Raw genomic sequence first — 16452 nt, 5'->3', positions numbered from 1 at the left:
GAGAATGTATCAGATTAATCCAATTCACTTCAATAGTTCCATCAATTCCTGTGAGTTCATTTTTGCAAGGAATGTTTCTCCAGGTTGAATCACTGCATTAATCATTTCTTTTTTCCGCTCTTGAAGCTTGAAGATTTTTTCTTCAATGGTTCCTTGGGCAATGAACTTCATCACATGGACTTTATTTTTTTGCCCAATGCGATAAGCCCGATCCGTTGCTTGATCTTCTACCGCAGGATTCCACCATGGATCAAAGTGAATCACTGTATCTGCACCGGTTAAATTCAGGCCCGTCCCGCCGGCTTTTAGGGAGATCAGAAAGATGCTTCCTTTACCTTCATTAAATTCCTTTACAATTTCACCTCTGGCTTCCATGGGTGTGCTGCCATCTAAGTAAGCATATTCTATTCCCTGTTGATCTAGCTTCTCTCTAATCATTTTCAACATGCTGGTAAATTGAGAAAATAATAGAATGCGATGTCCAGCCTCTAAACTCGCTGCCACTACTTCCTCTAGTAGGTCTAACTTTCCACTACCTCCCTCATAGTTTTCAACAAATAAGGAAGGATGACAGCAAATCTGTCTCAAGCGTGTCAATCCTGCTAATATCTTCATCTGACTTCTTTCAAAGCCATTTTGTTCAATCTCTTCTTGTATTTGTCCTTTAATTTGCTTTAAATAAGCTAGGTATAACTTCTTTTGATCTTCCGTTAACTCTGCCACCATTTTACTTTCTATTTTTTCAGGAAGCTCTTGTAATACATCTCGTTTCATTCTTCTCAATACAAAGGGACGAATGAGTTTCCCTAGACTTGCCAATGCCTCACTATCCCTATCCTTCACAATAGGTTTTTCAAAACGTCCTTTGAACTTATGATGAGACAATAAATATCCTGGCATGACGAAGTCAAAAATTGACCATAACTCCGTAAGAGAATTTTCAATGGGTGTGCCTGTCAATGCAAAGCGGTGGGTTGCCCTGATGGCTTTAACAGCCTTTGCATTTTGAGAAACTGGATTTTTAATATGCTGGGCCTCATCTAAAATACAACACCTAAAAGAACGGGTTTCATAAAGTTCAGCATCTCTTCTAATTAAGGGGTATGAAGTGATGATAATGTCATATTCATCAATTTCTTTCATGATCTCTTCTCGCTCGTTCTTGCTTCCGACGATCGCCTTGATCCGAAGTTCCGGGGTGAATTTTTCCACCTCTGCGATCCAATTATAAACCAAAGAGGTTGGCGACACAATCAGAGCAGTTCCTTGCCCTCTTTTCTCTTTTTCATCCACCAAATAAGTAAGTATCTGCAATGTTTTTCCCAGTCCCATGTCATCGGCTAAAATCCCCCCTAACCCATACCGAGTCAGAGATTTTAACCATCGAAAGCCTAATCTTTGATAATTCCGAAGGATCTCCTTTAATTCTTGGGGTTCATCATATTCCACCTCTTCAAATTCCTTAATATCTTCAATGAATTGTCTATAGGCTTTATTTTTCTTAACAAAACCGAGATCCCGTTGTTTTAAAAACTCGTCTACAAATATTCCCTTGAATTTAGGTATTTCAATCACTTTTCCGTGAATATTTTCCCCAGATAAATCCAATTGCTTCATCAATTCATCTATTGCGATGAGACGCTCTTCTTCTAATGGAATAAAGGATCCATCCTTCAATCGATAGTATTTTTTCTTCTTTCTTAGTGACTCCATTAGATCTGTTAATTCATGATCCTCAATGCCATCTATATCAAATTGAAATTCCAACAGATCCTCTTCTCGATTCAGTTGAATCCCTCCGCGAAAACTAGCCGCACTTTTTAACTCCATCCCTTTAAAGGTCTCAGAGTAATAAACCTCACTAATTTTTTGTAGCTTGTCTAGTTCCTTATAAATAAGCTGAAAGATTGCAGCCTCTTCTTCTAAATAGATCTGTTTGTTTTTAATCTTGAATTGATTTCGTTCAAAAAATCCGATGATTTCTTCTTCTTTTTTGATATCCCGCAGTAAAATCTGTCCTGCTTCTTTTTTGCTCTCTTCAAAGGGACGTAATGTCATGTTTCCATAGACCCAACGAATTTCTGCCTTCACCAGTTGATCAACCTGATCAAAATACACCTCTGCTTTTAAAGGAGGAGAATAAATGGTTTTTGAAAGCTCTGGGCTAATTTCAACCTTTCCCACTGCTTTCATAATTGGATAAATTTCCGAAATAAATTGCTCTTCCTTCTCCTTAGGAATCACCAATTTATTGGTTTGGTTGACAACCATAGTGCGGTAAAATGGCATAAATCCACTTCTTTGCTGCTCTGTCACTCTACAAATCCCGTGATGTGTTAGAAAGTACTCCCCATCGGCTACTAGACGGATGACATCTCCCTGGTAATTCAGCTTTAAAATGGTCTCTTCTCCTTGCTTCTCTAATTGAAAATCAACAGGAAGATCCCCTTCATAAACCAATATATTTTGAGGTTCCCTATCTAAAATACAGACCTTCACCCTATCCTCAGTTTGTAATTTTTCTTCTCTTATGAGATTTAAAAAACGCTTTAATGCTTGATCTCCTAACTGGACTCTTTTTCCATCAAATAGTGTGTTCCCCGACTTTCCTAAAAAAGAGCTGTCCGATAATGTTTCATTTTCATGGATTTCATAGATTAAATCCAATACCCTTTGATCCCCTTCTCCGAATCCATGAATTTCTGGCTCGAATGTAAATTGTTTCCCAAAGTATTGGGGCTTCACATTATAGACGTTCTCAATAAACTCTTTTATATTTCTAACCACATACATCCGTTCTTCTCCAACCTTTAAGGTAAGATAGGACTCTACAGTCTCATCCATTGAGTGTCTTTCCACCTCATAGTAAATTTGCAGCTTGACAGAGATACGCTCATTTAATTGTTGGTTATGAAAGTACTCTAAAATACTATCAATTTGCTGATTACCATTTTTCTTGTACAGTCCTCCCCTTTCATCTATTTCTTTAATTGATAAAAGCACTGCCACAATATGCTTACAATAACCCCAAAAACGATCATAGGCTGGACAGGTACAGGTGGCCTCACCCATCTCTCCCTGTTGATTGAAGTTCACTTCTATATCATAGTGGTTACTTCCCTTTACCTTTGCAATAAAGTGTTTCTTGTCTCTACGGAACTTTAAGTCTACCACTCTATTTTTTTTATGATATTCCACACCATTATAATAGGCATTTGGGTGACTCACGATGTCCTCCAATAGCTCTCGATTAATTCGTAACATACTTTCCCTCATTTCCCTAACACTGTGATTATTTGATGACTTAATTTTAGTCAAATATACCAACAAGATGAACCCTATTTTTTCTTTATCACTATAGTATATCATTAATCTTAATTTACTAACAATTATAAGGCCGTCTAAATCAAAAAATTTAAAATTCCCTTTGATTCCCTTCATTATTCCCATAATTAATTAACAACATCTACAGCCCACTCGTTACATTAAGCCTTTTTAAAAGCCCAGAAAGGAATTAATTCCTTTCTGGGCTTTTAATCGATAAGTTGATAAACAAATATTCACTATTACATACAAATTATTCTGTGATTTTCATTAAATTAGAGTTTATTGGGTATATATATGATAATAATATAGTAATCAATCCCTATGAAAAGGAGGAATATTATATGCAATCTGTTGATCAATCACTACAATTGTTAAAGGATATCCGAAGCATTCGAAAGTACAAGAAGGATCCGGTTTCCCGTTCCATCCTAGAGCAAATTATAGACTGTGGACGGATGTCTCCAACTGCTAAAAACCAACAGCCTTGGGAGTTTATCATTGTTGATGATAAAAAACTCTTGACAGCGTTAGGAGAAGTAACACCTCACGGTGAGTTTCTGAAGAATGCACCTGCCTGTATTGCTGTTTTTACTAAAACAAGTTCTTCCTATTATATTGAGGATGGATCTGCTGCAACTCAAACCATCTTAATTGCAGCACGACTCCATGGTCTGAAAAGTTGTTGGATCGCAGGGAACCAAGGCTCATATGATGGGGAAGAAATCCCTCTTTGCGAAGGTATCCCTTGCTACGAACCTAAAAACAGCATTCCATTAACCGAAGAAGTCCAAAAAATTCTAAAAACACCTCAAGATCTTCAACTCATCTCTATTGTTTCGATTGGATATAGTGATGAAAGTCCAATTGTTGAAAAAAGACCTTTAGAAGAAGTAATCCATTGGAATCAGTTTTAAAACAACTGATTCCCCTTGGGGAACAGCCCGTAAAGGCCACCGGTATGGATAAAGAGAATGTTTTTGAATCCATTAAAACTTCCCTTTTTAATTTCTTCCACTAAACCATACATTGCCTTACCTGTATAAACAGGATCCAGAATAATACCCTCTAGCTTTGCAAAATCAAGGATAAATGTCAGTTCTTCTTGTCTACTTTGAGCATATCCTTCGCCTACATACCCATCAATCATATGAATGTCTTCTTTTTTGAAATGAATGGGTCTTTTGGTATACTGTATGCTTTCATGGACTAATTCTTGTACTCTATTTTTAAAATGATCTGCATCATCACATACATTGATCCCATAAATTTTCGCCTCATTCTTTCTGAGTTTATTAGCGTAAAATAACCCTGCGTAGGTTCCCCCAGATCCTACTGCTGTGACGATGGCATCGAACTTGACATCCAACTCCGCTTCTTGCTCTAAAATTTCTTCCATGGCTTGATAGTATCCAAATGTACCGATCCCATTAGATGCTCCTTCGGGTAAAATATAAGCCTTATGTCCTTGACCAGCTAGCTCTCTTTGTATCTCTTCCATCACCTTCATCCGATTATCCCTATACTCTTCAGGGGTAATGAGACAAATTTCCGCCCCAAGAATCTTATTTAGAAAATAATTCCCTTCAACGGGATCGTCCCCATTGCTTCTCAACACTAGGTATGAGTTAATGTCCAGCTTAGCTGCAACCGCCGCCGTGGCTCTAGCATGATTTGATTGAATCCCACCACATGTAATTAAATAATCACAGCCTTGGTCCAAGGCCTCTTGTACTGCAAATTCCAGCTTTCTCACCTTGTTTCCTGATACTTCTGTCCCAGTTTGATCATCTCTTTTGATATAAATATTGATGTCTCCCAGACTTTTAGACAATCTCTCCAGCTTTTCAATTTTAGTAGGTAGGTTTGCCAATTTAAGTGACTTTGGTATTGTCATTTTTTATCCCCCTCTGTTATCCTTTACTTTGTATTTTGATTAAAAATCATCACTATAATGATAGTATATCATTTGCCATGGGCTACTTAGAACTTTCTTATACTTTACGATATGATAAAAGTCCTTCAAAGAAGTAAACGCTTCTTCAAAGGACTTTCTATTGGTTTTAGCCACTTAAATCAATTGTTTAAAGAGTTCTTTTGTCGCAGGATAAATTTTTGTGTACTTTCCATATTTTTCATTATAAATCTTGCTATTTTCCTCATTAGGATTAATACTTTCAGTAATTTTGATAAACTGAGAACAAGCCTCTTCAACTGTATGAAATCGTCCAAATCCAACCGCAGCAAGTATTGCAGCTCCATATGCAGGACCTTCATTTGAGTTTAATTTATTTACCTTGACATTCAATACATCTGCAATGATTTCACACCAAAATGTACTCTTGGCACCACCACCATTAATACTAATGTCATTAATTTCAACTCCCATTGCCTTCATGATTTCAAATGTATCACGAAGGGAGAATGCAACTCCTTCTAATACAGCTCGCGTCATGTGTTTTCTTTCATGGGTGATATTCAATCCGATAAAGGTTCCTCTGGCGTTAGGATCATTATGTGGTGTTCTTTCCCCCATTAAATAGGGAAGATAAAATAATTGATCATCTACTTCCGCATCTTTAGCTTCATTTAATAGTCCATCGAAATCATCTGATTTATTAATTCCTTCAACCCACCACTTAAGTGATGCTGCCGCTGCAAGTGTGACACCCATAAGGTGATATTTCCCATTTGCATGACAAAATGAATGCAAACTATTATTTTCATCAACAAAAAAATCTTCATTCGATGTAAAAACAACCCCAGAGGTTCCAAGGGATAATGAACATGAACCTGCTTTCACAACGCCACCACCAACGGCTGCAACCGCTTGATCTCCACCACCAATAATAATTTTCACATCTTTACTTAATCCTAATTCCTGTGCAATATCAGGCTTCATGCATCCAATTGCTTCATAGGATTCAAATAAATCAGGTAGTTGGCTTTCAGTCACCCCTAGAACCCGAAGCATTTCTGACGACCATTTTCTATTTTTCACATCTAAATATAAGGTCCCTGATGCATCTGACATATCTGTGGCAAATACACCTGACATTTTATAAGCTACATAATCCTTAGGAAGCATAATCTTCTTAGTCTTTGCAAAGTTGTCTGGTTCATTTTCTTTTAACCATAATATTTTAGGAGCAGTGAATCCTGCCAATGCTAGATTTCCTGTCCACTGGGATATTTTGCTTTGCCCTATTTCATTATTTAAATAGTTGCATTCTTTTTCAGTTCTTTGATCGTTCCAGAGAATTGCAGGTCTGACTACCTTATCATTTTCGTCTAGGGTAACTAACCCATGCATTTGTCCACTAAAACCAATTGCCTTTACTTCTTTTTTGTCTAAGTCATCTAAAAGTTCTTTAAATCCATTTATCGATTGCTTCCACCAATCTTCTGGATCTTGCTCAGACCAAAGAGGCTTAGGATAGGATAGTGGATACTCTTTGCTAACGGACTTAACAATCTTCCCATCCTCATCAATGGCAATGATTTTTACTGATGTTGTTCCAATGTCTATACCTATAAAGTACATGACTATCTGTCACTTCCCTTCTTTCCCCTTACTCAATTTACTTTATCTTAATCACAGCTTTGACTACATCGCTTGCGTGTTCAGCAACAAAATCAAAGGCTTCCTTGGTCTGCTCAAAGTCAAACTCATGGCTCACGATATCTTTTATATTGATTGCTCCACTTGCAATGGCATTAATTGCAATTGGATATAAATTACGATAACGGAACACTGTTTTTACTTCTGCTTCTTTCCCCATTAGCTTCATAAAGTTGAATTCTACTTCATCTTTAGGTGTCATACCAACCAAAACGATGGTACCACCAGGCTTAACAGCATCTACTGTTTGTTTGACTGTAATGGCGGCTCCTGCTGCATCAATCACAACCTCTGCACCTTTACCGTCGGTTAGTTCTTGTATTTTCTTTAATACGTTAACTTCTTTTGCATTAATTGTATCCGTTGCACCTACTTTTTTTGCAACTTCAAGTCTATTCTCCAATATATCAACAACAATTATCTTGGCAGCACCTTTGGCTTTACAGGAAATGATTGTCATTAGGCCAATGCACCCGGTTCCGAAAATCACAACAGTATCACCTAGCTTGACTCCACCTTGATCAGATGCGTGCAACCCAACTGCAAGTGGTTCCACTAAAGCGCCTTCTACATTCGACACATTTTTTGGTAGTTTGAAACACATGTCCTCAGGGTGAGAGACATAGTTAGTCAACACACCATGATAAGGAGGCGTCGCAAAGAATTCCACATCTGGGCAAAGGTTATATTTTCCACCCTTGCAAAATTCACATTTCCCACAAGTCTTACCAGGTTCCATAGTCACTCGATCCCCAACAGTTAATCCCTTTACCTGTTCCCCGACTTCTACAACTTCACCGGCAGCTTCATGTCCTAGGATAAACTCTCCTTCAACCACGAAGTCACCAATTTTACCATGTTTATAATAATGAACATCCGAACCACATATACCAACAATATCTACTTTTATTAGTACGTCTTTTTCTTTTATCTTTGGCATTGGCACATCCTTAGTAACCATGTTATCTGTACCTTGCATAAAGACTGCTCTATTTTTCATTTCATAACCTCCTAATTATTTAATCTCTATAGTTGAAATTGGCGCGCGTACTATTTCTAGTCGCACGCCTAGGTTTCACTAGTGATTCATTCCTACTATCTGATAGCGCCGGCTCTTTTGTGCATTTCTACATATTCTTCAACATTATCACTATTAATCACAGGTGCATCAATATCGATATCAATTTGTGTTTCAGCACCAGTTAACAGCTTATTGCTAGTATCTAATAGTGCTGTGGCAAGATCATAAGCACTTTGTAGACTTGTTTGTGTCATAACACCTTCTTGTATTAATAAAACAGCTTCAGCAGTTCCATCAACACCATAAGATAACATACCAGCAAAGTTTGAATCATCTCTAACAACTTCCAATGCCCCAGCAGCCATGTTATCATTCATAGCGATGATGGCATCAATTTTACTATTTGCTTGTACCCATGTTTCCATATAAGTCATTGCTTCATCTTTATTCCAGTTTGCAATTTCTTCTCCAACGATCGTTACATCTGGACGTTTGTCAAAAAACTCTTTTTGCCAGCTGTCTCGTCTTGCATCGGCATGGAAGTTTCCTGGAGGCCCTTTTAATACAACTACATTTGCATTTTGAGGAATTTGTTCAAGAGCAACATCAGCATTCACTTTAGCTTGTTCATATGGATCAGCATCTACAGAAGATGCTCCCTGCACACCTTCAATTCGAGCATTAGTCGTGATGGTAATGATGCCTGCTGCAACGGCTTGTTCAGCATAGGATTTTTGTGCTTCCCCATTATTTGGCTGAATGATAATCGCGTCATAGTTGCTTGTAATTGCATTTTCAATTAATGAGTTTTGTGTAGAATCAGAAGCTTGACCATCAAATACGTCTATGATTATGTTATCGTATTTATCAGCTTCTTCTGAAATTGCATTTGCAAGCCATGCTGCAAAGGAATCCGACTGCGTTCTTGCCACATAAGCCACTCGATAGACTGTCTCTCCATTTTCGTCTCCACCTGCGCCATTATTTGCAGGACTTGTACAACCTGCTAACATAGCCATTATTAATGTAATCGCCAATAAAACAATTAACTTCTTTTTCATTTTATTCCCTCCTGAATTTTTATTTTAATAGATATGCTCTATTAAGGCCTACTTTGACTTTTCCTGTATATTTCCGAGCTTTTTCTTGGTTCTTTTTTGTTTTGACCATATATCATAGATAACAGCCAGTGCGATAATGGCACCACGTACAATTTGTTGTAAATACGAGTTGACTCGTGTTAACACCATGATATTGTCTAGAAAACCAACGATGAATGAGCCGGCTAATGTGCCTACGGCTGTACCAATACCACCTGTAAAACTAGTTCCACCTATGATCGCTGCGGTAAGTGATTTAAATTCATACCCCACTGCCCCATTTGGCATTCCGCCATTGACACGGGACATGAATATGACCCCTGCAATCCCAACAAAAATACCATTTACGATGAAAGCCTTCATCTTTACCTTATTTACGTTTATGCCAGATGCATTTGCCGCTTCTTCATTTCCTCCAATTGCATAGACAGATCTACCTAGGGTTGTATGCTTCAATATATACCAGGTTATGAATAGAATGATAATCATAAATACGATTGGGGTGGGTACTCCAAAAGTTGACCCCTGACCAAACTTCACATAATCTCCAATTTGATAAATGTTTTGTCCATTTGTATAAAGTAGGGCTGCCCCCCTAGCCATTGTCATCATCGCCAGGGTGGCAATGAATGGAGGTGCCTTGAACTTCGTCACCATTAGTCCATTTAGCATATTACATGCAACACTGGCCAATATTGCCACGATAAATGCCAGTAAAAGCGATTCGGTCATTGTATAGACCGATACAGAAAGAACACCCGCTAGGGCTAAAACTGAACCCGAGGATAAGTCCAACATACCACTTATGATCAGTATGGTTTGCCCGAAGGCTAAAATTGTTACCACAGCAATCTGTCTTGAAACATTTGATAAGTTGCCCACGGATAAAAAGTTTTCATTTGCAATCCAACTTACAATCACCAATGCGGCGAGGACTAAGAAAATACTGTATTTACTTTTTATATCTGACCATATTTTTTTCATCCTATCAGTTTTCATTTTATTCACCTCATTTTAACTTGTTTTTTTAGTTGCAAGCTTCATAATGCCTTCTTGTGTAAATTCATCTCGCTTAAGCTCACCCATGATTCTACCCTTTGCCATAACATAAATTCGATCACACATTCCGATTAGCTCTGGAAGTTCTGAGGACACCATGATAATTCCCTTTTTCTGCTTTGACAGTTCTGACATTAATTTATATATTTCATACTTAGCACCTACATCAATACCTCTTGTTGGCTCATCTAAAATCAAAATATCTGGGTCCGTAAGCATCCATTTAGCTAAAATAACCTTTTGCTGATTTCCACCACTTAAGGATTCAATGGAAGTTTCAATGGACGGTGTTTTCACCCTCATTTTTGTAGCGTAGTCCTGAATTGTATCAGTCTCTTTTTTTGCATGAAGTTTACCACCATAGATAAATTTTTTCAAACTACTTAGGGAAACGTTTTCCTTTACGCTTCTAACAGGTATAATCCCATATCTCCTACGATCCTCTGATAACATGACCATTTTTTTATCTATACTGCTTTTTACATTTTTAATCACTACTTTTTCACCTTTAATGAAGACTTCGCCTTCCTGGTACCCATCAAGTCCAAATATAGACCGCATAATCTCGGTTCTACCAGCTCCCATAAGACCTGCAAATCCAACAATTTCACCTTCATTAACATGGAAATTGATATCCTTAAAATTCCCCTGGTTTGTTAAGTCTTTGACTTCGAGTATTTTCTCACCAATTTTGATATCTTCTTTGGGAAAATTACCATCTAATTTTCTGCCAACCATATGGGCAATAACCATGTCTATATCATATTCATCCTTTGGCCTTGAATCCACCACACACCCATCTCTCAGTACTGTGATTTCATCGGCAATTCTAAAAATTTCATCCATCTTATGAGATATATAGATAATACTTGAACCTCTGTCACGTAATTGATTAATCTTTTTAAACAAAACCTCCACTTCTTTCTGAGTAATGGCGGAGGTCGGTTCGTCCATAATTATAATCTCAGCGTTATAGGATATGGCTTTTAAGATCTCTAGCATTTGTATATCTGAAACTGACAAGTCTTTAAGCTTGGTTTCAGGAGAATAATCTAGGTTTTCCTTCTCTAATAATTCAATGGTACGTTTTCTTATTTCGGCCCAATTGACATTACCGTACTTATGAGTAGGCCAACTACCAACAAATAAACTCTCTTCAATTGTCATTTCTGGCATATAGTTTAGCTCTTGAAATATCATTGATATTCCCAGGCTTCTTGCCTGAATCGGATTTTGTATCTCAACAACCTTCCCATCAATTAAAATCTCTCCCGCATCAGCTTTATAAATACCATTTATAATTTTCATTAAGGTAGATTTGCCTGCACCGTTTTCTCCACATAATACATGAACTGAACCCTTTTTAGCAGAGAAATTAATACCATCTAATGCTTTCACCCCAGGAAAAGATTTCTCGATATTAGAAACTCTTAATTTAATTTCTCCATTCATTTTTTTCTCCCCTCATGTATTTATAATATATTTTGCTAGTTTTAGCCCCGCGTTGATCTGAATAGCCCTTTGGTTAGATTATATAGATGCTGGATCCAAATCTTTTAGCGATATCGTAGTCTCTCTTTCTATTAGCTTTACTTCCATAATATAATCTTCAATAAGAACACCCTCGCCATTGATGATCTTAATTAATAGTTCAATAATCGTATAAGCTAACGCCTCTATCGGTTGATTGATAGTCGTTAAAGAAGGATACAGTAATTCACCTATAAAACTATTATCGAATCCAATAATTTGAACTTCTTGGGGAATACTCACCCCTCTTTTTTTCAGAGCCCTCATGACGGTGGCTGCAGCAATGTCATTAAAAACGAATATCCCATCATAATTAACAATGTCTTTCATACTATTAATATCTTCTTCTAACATCTTAACTTGAAAGTCATGTTGAAATTCAATGAAATCGATTTCCAAATCCTTAGCCCTTGCCCCATCTAAAAAGCCTTTGTACCTTAATTCTGTGGCCTCGAAGACTTCAGGTCCCTTTATATGCAGGATTTTTCGACATCCCTTTTCGTAGAGATGGTCAAAAGCCATTCTCCCTCCATTGTAATTATCAGAAGAAATTGTGATGATATTGTCCAATATGTGGTTTTCAAATGCCACTACTGGAATATCTATGTTTGCATATTCGTCTTCACATTGACTTCTAGAGGCAATAATTCCTGCCACTCTATGACTTTGCAAAACCTCTAAATACGTTTTTTCCTTCTCTTTATCATCATCTGTGTTACATAAAAAGAGAGTGTATCCCTTGTTTTTGGCATACTCTTCAATCACCGAGGCCATTTGATTAAAAAATGGATTTGATATATTCGGAACCATTAATCCTATTGTCTTTGAATTTTTTGTAAACATTGCCCTAGCCAAGGCATTAGGCGTATAGTTTAATTCATCAACAACTTTTTGAATCTTTTCTCTTGCGTCTTCACTTACATAACCAGTATTATTTAAATGTCTTGATACTGTGGCAATACTGATCCCTGCTCTTTTTGCTATTTCTCTAATATTTGCCATAAAACCCTCACCTCTATTACGCTTCAGTATGGTCTAACTCAAATCTAATTTGAATAAATCCATGTGTAACATGTTACATATTGCCTATAGTGAGCATCTCAATGTTTTTGTAAACGTAGGTTCACATATCATCTGTTTACATAGTACCCAGAGTTCATATGAATAGTTCATATGAATTATCTTTTTCTTCATTTCCATTTTCTTACTTAAAAACGATTGTTCCAGTAATAAAACCATGTGGAACATGTTTCACATTTATCATACCACAAAGTTTTATTACTAGTCAATAGCTTTCTGAATTTTCTATTTATTATTTGTAACACCCTTGTAAAGTAGTACTGCTTCTTTACTAAAGTGAATATTAAATACAAATTGCCTGGATGTAGGAAAAATAACTAAATATCCAATTCCAAGACAACAGGGCAATGGTCACTCCCCATAATTTGAGGATGAATTGCAGCCTCCTTCAATTGATTCTTCAACCTTTCTGATACAACAAAATAATCTATTCTCCAGCCTGCATTTCGCTCCCTAGCCTTGCCCATATAAGACCACCATGAGTATGCCCCTTCTAGATCAGGATAAAAATATCTAAAGGAATCTATAAAACCAGATGTCAATAATTCAGTCATTTTTTCTCTTTCTTCATTGGTAAATCCCGCACTTTTTTTATTGCTTTTAGGATTCTTCAAGTCAATTTCTTCATGGGCTACATTTAAATCTCCACATAAAATCACGGGTTTAATCGCATCTAGCTCCTTCAAATGTGCTCTGAATTCATCCTCCCAGATCATTCTCCCATCTAATCTTTCCAATCCCCTTTTAGAATTAGGGGTGTATACATTCACTAAATAGAACTGATCAAATTCTAAGGTAAGCACTCGTCCCTCTTCCTCATCCTCTTCTTCTCCCACCCCATATTTCACAGAAATTGGCTTTTCCTTCGTAAAGACTGCGGTACCGGAATACCCCTTTTTAACAGCATAATTCCAATACTGCTCATACCCTTCTAAGTCTAACTCAATTTGTCCTTCCTGCAGCTTAGACTCTTGAATACAAAATATATCTGCATCTACCTCATTAAAATAATCTAAAAACCCTTTTTTCACACAAGCTCTAATTCCATTTACATTCCATGATACTAATTTCATATGGCAATACCTCCATTCCTTTTATCTTTAGTGTATTCTATTATTTAGCTCTATTCAGTATAACATTTCAAACAATTCCCATACAACTATGGAAGGCATCAAAGACCATACGAAAGCCCTTTAAAGAACAGCTTCCTCAAAGAGCTTTTCTGCACAAATCTCCATCACATATCATTCAATCTTATCTCTTTAGAAATTCTGCTGTTACATTTTCTACCCGAGGCAGATTTGATTAAACAAAGAACCATGAATAATTTTTCCTATCACATTGCCTGATGCTCAGTTCTAGCAATAATCTCATCTTGCAATCCTTTATTTAGATTATTAAAATAATCACTGTATCCTGCCACTCGAACAATTAAATTTTGATACGCTTCTGGGTTTGCCTGGGCTTTTTTCAATGTGGCGGCATCTACTACATTGAATTGAATGTGATGTCCATCCAGCCTAAAATATGAACGAACTAAATGCACTACATTCTCCAAGCCAGCTTCTCCCTCTAGCATATTTGGAGTGAACTTTTGATTCAATAGCGTCCCTCCGGTCTTTAACTGATCCATTTTTGAGGCTGATTTAATGACTGCCGTGGGGCCTTTCTTATCTGTGCCCTGTACTGGAGAAATTCCTTCAGAAAGGGGCCTTCCCGCTTTTCTTCCATCAGGAGTGGCTCCAATTACAGACCCAAAATAAACATGACAGGTAGTGGGTAGCATGTTAATTCGATAAGTTCCTCCCCGCATGGTTTTTCTACCATTAACCGCTTGGTAGAAGGCGTCAAATACTTTCACCATAATACTATCCACATAATCATCATCATTTCCATATCGTGGGGTCTTATTTAACAATAGCTGTCGTATCGGTTCATGACCTTTGAAATCCACATGGAGGGTCTCCATTAATTGTCTAAGGGTGAACAGTTTGTCATCAAACACATGGGACTTGATGGCAGACAGGCTGTCGGTAATACTGGCAATGCCTACTCCTTGTATATAATTGGTATTATATCTTGTTCCCCCAGCGTTATAGTCCTTGGCATTTTTAATGCAGTCATCGATTAGAATCGATAAAAATGGCGAAGGCATGTAATGGGCATAAAGTTTTTCAATGATATTGTTTCCTTTGATTTTAATATCAATAAAATGATTCAGTTGGACTTTAAAGGCTTCAAACAACGCTTTAAAGGAATGTAAATTCTCTACAACCTCGGTCTGCACGCCAATTTTTTTACCCGTTACTGGATCAAACCCATTATTCAATGTAATTTCTAATACCTTTGTCAGATTAAAGTATCCCGTTAGTATAAAACTTTCCTTGCCAAAGGCCCCTGTTTCCACACAACCACTGGTGCCACCACATCTTGCATCTTCAATAGATTTCCCCTGCCGTAGTAGCTCCTCCACCACAGCATCAGCATTAAACACCGAGGGCTGTCCCCATCCCTTTCTAATGACTTCTGCTGCTTTTTTAATAAAATAATCAGGATTTTTCTTACTCACCTGGATATTTGAACTAGGCTGTAGTAGTTTCATTTCATCGATCACTTCCAATAGCAGATAGGACACCTCATTGACACCATCTGATCCATCTATTTTTAATCCGCCTATATTAATATTGGCAAAATCTGTATAGGTACCACTTTCTTGAAGAGTAATGCCTACCTTAGGTGGTGCTGGCTGATTGTTAAACTTCACCCAAAAACATTCCAGAAGCTCTTTAGCACCTTGGGGGGTTAATGTTCCTCCTTCAATGCCCTTTTGGTAAAAAGGATGTAAATGCTGATCCAATCTACCTGGACAAAAGGCATCCCATGTATTGAGTTCTGTAATTACACCTAGGTGCACAAACCAATAGCTTTGTAATGCCTCCCAAAAATTTCCCGGTGGAAGGGCAGGTACACGAAGACATACCTCAGCAATTTTTTCTAGTTCTCGCTTTTTTTGAGGATTCTCCTCATTTTCAGCAAGCTCTTTAGCTTTCTCAGCATGTCTATGGGCAAAAATGATAATGGCATCGGCACAAATCTCCATTGCCTTCAGCTGCTCTTGCTTTTCGTATGCTTCAATGTCATTGTAATAGTCTAGTGATTCTAATTGTTCCATAATTTCTAATTTGAAATCTAAGAATCCCCTTTTATAAATTTTGTCATCCCCTACCGTATGTCCAGGAGCCCTTTGCTCCATAAACTCGGTAAAAATCCCTCCATGATAACAGTCCTTCCATTCTTCAGTCATTTCATTAAAAATAAAATCTCGAATGGATTTGCCCTGCCAGTAGGGTATGATTTTTTCTCTTTGAATTTTTTTATCCTCCGCAGTGACAGTAAATGATATTTTTTCACGGTCATTCATCATTTCTAAGTCTTCTATTGTATGACAGCATAGCTCTGGATAGGTAGGTGCCGATTGAGGTGTAGGGCCTCTTTCACCAACAATTAACTCATCATCGTTAATACAGATGGTCTTGTTTTCCATTAAGTGCTTAAATGACAATGCCCTCAGCATAGGTTCAGAGACCTTCCCACTGTATTTTTCATATGCTTGGGTCATCAACACCGCTCTTTCAATGGAAATACTGGGATGAATTGTCTCACTTTGTTTTCTTAATTTTTTAGTTCGTGCATTTATACCCCTTAATTCTTCCATT

11 protein-coding genes are annotated in these 16452 nt (G+C 37.3%); 1 reads left to right on the top strand and 10 read right to left on the bottom strand.

Annotated elements, in window-relative coordinates:
• Positions 1–24: 24 nt before the first annotated feature.
• Positions 25–3264, bottom strand: a complete 3240-nt coding sequence (locus AMET_RS02985) for a DEAD/DEAH box helicase (RefSeq protein ID WP_041721342.1) — start codon at positions 3262–3264, stop codon at positions 25–27.
• A 404-nt stretch (positions 3265–3668) separates the two neighbouring features.
• Here AMET_RS02985 and AMET_RS02980 point away from each other — a divergent pair, with 404 nt between their 5' ends.
• Positions 3669–4241, top strand: coding sequence for a nitroreductase family protein (locus AMET_RS02980; RefSeq protein WP_041720285.1), 573 nt, complete (start codon positions 3669–3671; stop codon positions 4239–4241).
• Here the strand turns inward: AMET_RS02980 and AMET_RS02975 are convergent.
• From AMET_RS02975 to hypD, 9 genes are all read right to left on the bottom strand, one after another.
• The gene (locus AMET_RS02975) at positions 4238–5221 is read right to left on the bottom strand and encodes a D-cysteine desulfhydrase family protein (RefSeq protein WP_011971727.1); all 984 of its coding nucleotides are present in this window, start codon (positions 5219–5221) and stop codon (positions 4238–4240) included. The two genes, AMET_RS02980 and AMET_RS02975, sit on opposite strands and share 4 nt — an antisense overlap.
• 174 nt (positions 5222–5395) lie before the next feature.
• On the bottom strand, positions 5396–6868 hold the full coding sequence (gene xylB / locus AMET_RS02970) for a xylulokinase (RefSeq protein ID WP_011971726.1): 1473 nt from the start codon (positions 6866–6868) through the stop codon (positions 5396–5398).
• A 37-nt stretch (positions 6869–6905) separates the two neighbouring features.
• Positions 6906–7946: an NAD(P)-dependent alcohol dehydrogenase gene (locus AMET_RS02965; RefSeq protein ID WP_011971725.1), complete on the bottom strand. Its 1041-nt coding sequence runs from the start codon at positions 7944–7946 to the stop codon at positions 6906–6908.
• Positions 7947–8041: 95 nt separating this feature from the next.
• Positions 8042–9028: a sugar ABC transporter substrate-binding protein gene (locus AMET_RS02960; RefSeq protein WP_011971724.1), complete on the bottom strand. Its 987-nt coding sequence runs from the start codon at positions 9026–9028 to the stop codon at positions 8042–8044.
• Between the two features lie 48 nt (positions 9029–9076).
• A complete protein-coding gene (locus AMET_RS02955; RefSeq protein ID WP_011971723.1) occupies positions 9077–10066 on the bottom strand; it encodes an ABC transporter permease in 990 nt (329 codons plus the stop codon).
• 15 nt (positions 10067–10081) lie between these two features.
• The gene (locus AMET_RS02950) at positions 10082–11578 is read right to left on the bottom strand and encodes a sugar ABC transporter ATP-binding protein (RefSeq protein ID WP_011971722.1); all 1497 of its coding nucleotides are present in this window, start codon (positions 11576–11578) and stop codon (positions 10082–10084) included.
• A gap of 78 nt (positions 11579–11656) precedes the next feature.
• Positions 11657–12658 (bottom strand): LacI family DNA-binding transcriptional regulator, encoded by a 1002-nt coding sequence (locus AMET_RS02945; RefSeq protein WP_011971721.1) that lies wholly within the window; start codon positions 12656–12658, stop codon positions 11657–11659.
• A gap of 395 nt (positions 12659–13053) precedes the next feature.
• Positions 13054–13809, bottom strand: coding sequence for an exodeoxyribonuclease III (locus tag AMET_RS02940; RefSeq protein ID WP_011971720.1), 756 nt, complete (start codon positions 13807–13809; stop codon positions 13054–13056).
• Between the two features lie 263 nt (positions 13810–14072).
• Positions 14073–16451: a trans-4-hydroxy-L-proline dehydratase gene (hypD, locus tag AMET_RS02935; RefSeq protein ID WP_011971719.1), complete on the bottom strand. Its 2379-nt coding sequence runs from the start codon at positions 16449–16451 to the stop codon at positions 14073–14075.
• Position 16452 lies beyond the last annotated feature (1 nt).

It is taken from the genome of Alkaliphilus metalliredigens QYMF (genome assembly GCF_000016985.1).
GTDB lineage: Bacteria > Bacillota > Clostridia > Peptostreptococcales > Natronincolaceae > Alkaliphilus_A > Alkaliphilus_A metalliredigens.
Note: the sequence above shows the minus strand (reverse complement) of the source record. Positions and strands in the feature narration are given on the sequence as shown.

What these genes read in the sequence shown, in the direction of transcription:
- AMET_RS02985 (WP_041721342.1), bottom strand. Translation starts at nt 3,264, where the DNA reads ATGTTACGAATTAATCGAGAGCTATTGGAGGACATCGTGAGTCACCCA.
- AMET_RS02980 (WP_041720285.1), top strand. Translation starts at nt 3,669, where the DNA reads ATGCAATCTGTTGATCAATCACTACAATTGTTAAAGGATATCCGAAGC.
- AMET_RS02975 (WP_011971727.1), bottom strand. Translation starts at nt 5,221, where the DNA reads ATGACAATACCAAAGTCACTTAAATTGGCAAACCTACCTACTAAAATT.
- xylB (WP_011971726.1), bottom strand. Translation starts at nt 6,868, where the DNA reads ATGTACTTTATAGGTATAGACATTGGAACAACATCAGTAAAAATCATT.
- AMET_RS02965 (WP_011971725.1), bottom strand. Translation starts at nt 7,946, where the DNA reads ATGAAAAATAGAGCAGTCTTTATGCAAGGTACAGATAACATGGTTACT.
- AMET_RS02960 (WP_011971724.1), bottom strand. Translation starts at nt 9,028, where the DNA reads ATGAAAAAGAAGTTAATTGTTTTATTGGCGATTACATTAATAATGGCT.
- AMET_RS02955 (WP_011971723.1), bottom strand. Translation starts at nt 10,066, where the DNA reads ATGAAAACTGATAGGATGAAAAAAATATGGTCAGATATAAAAAGTAAA.
- AMET_RS02950 (WP_011971722.1), bottom strand. Translation starts at nt 11,578, where the DNA reads ATGAATGGAGAAATTAAATTAAGAGTTTCTAATATCGAGAAATCTTTT.
- AMET_RS02945 (WP_011971721.1), bottom strand. Translation starts at nt 12,658, where the DNA reads ATGGCAAATATTAGAGAAATAGCAAAAAGAGCAGGGATCAGTATTGCC.
- AMET_RS02940 (WP_011971720.1), bottom strand. Translation starts at nt 13,809, where the DNA reads ATGAAATTAGTATCATGGAATGTAAATGGAATTAGAGCTTGTGTGAAA.
- hypD (WP_011971719.1), bottom strand. Translation starts at nt 16,451, where the DNA reads ATGGAAGAATTAAGGGGTATAAATGCACGAACTAAAAAATTAAGAAAA.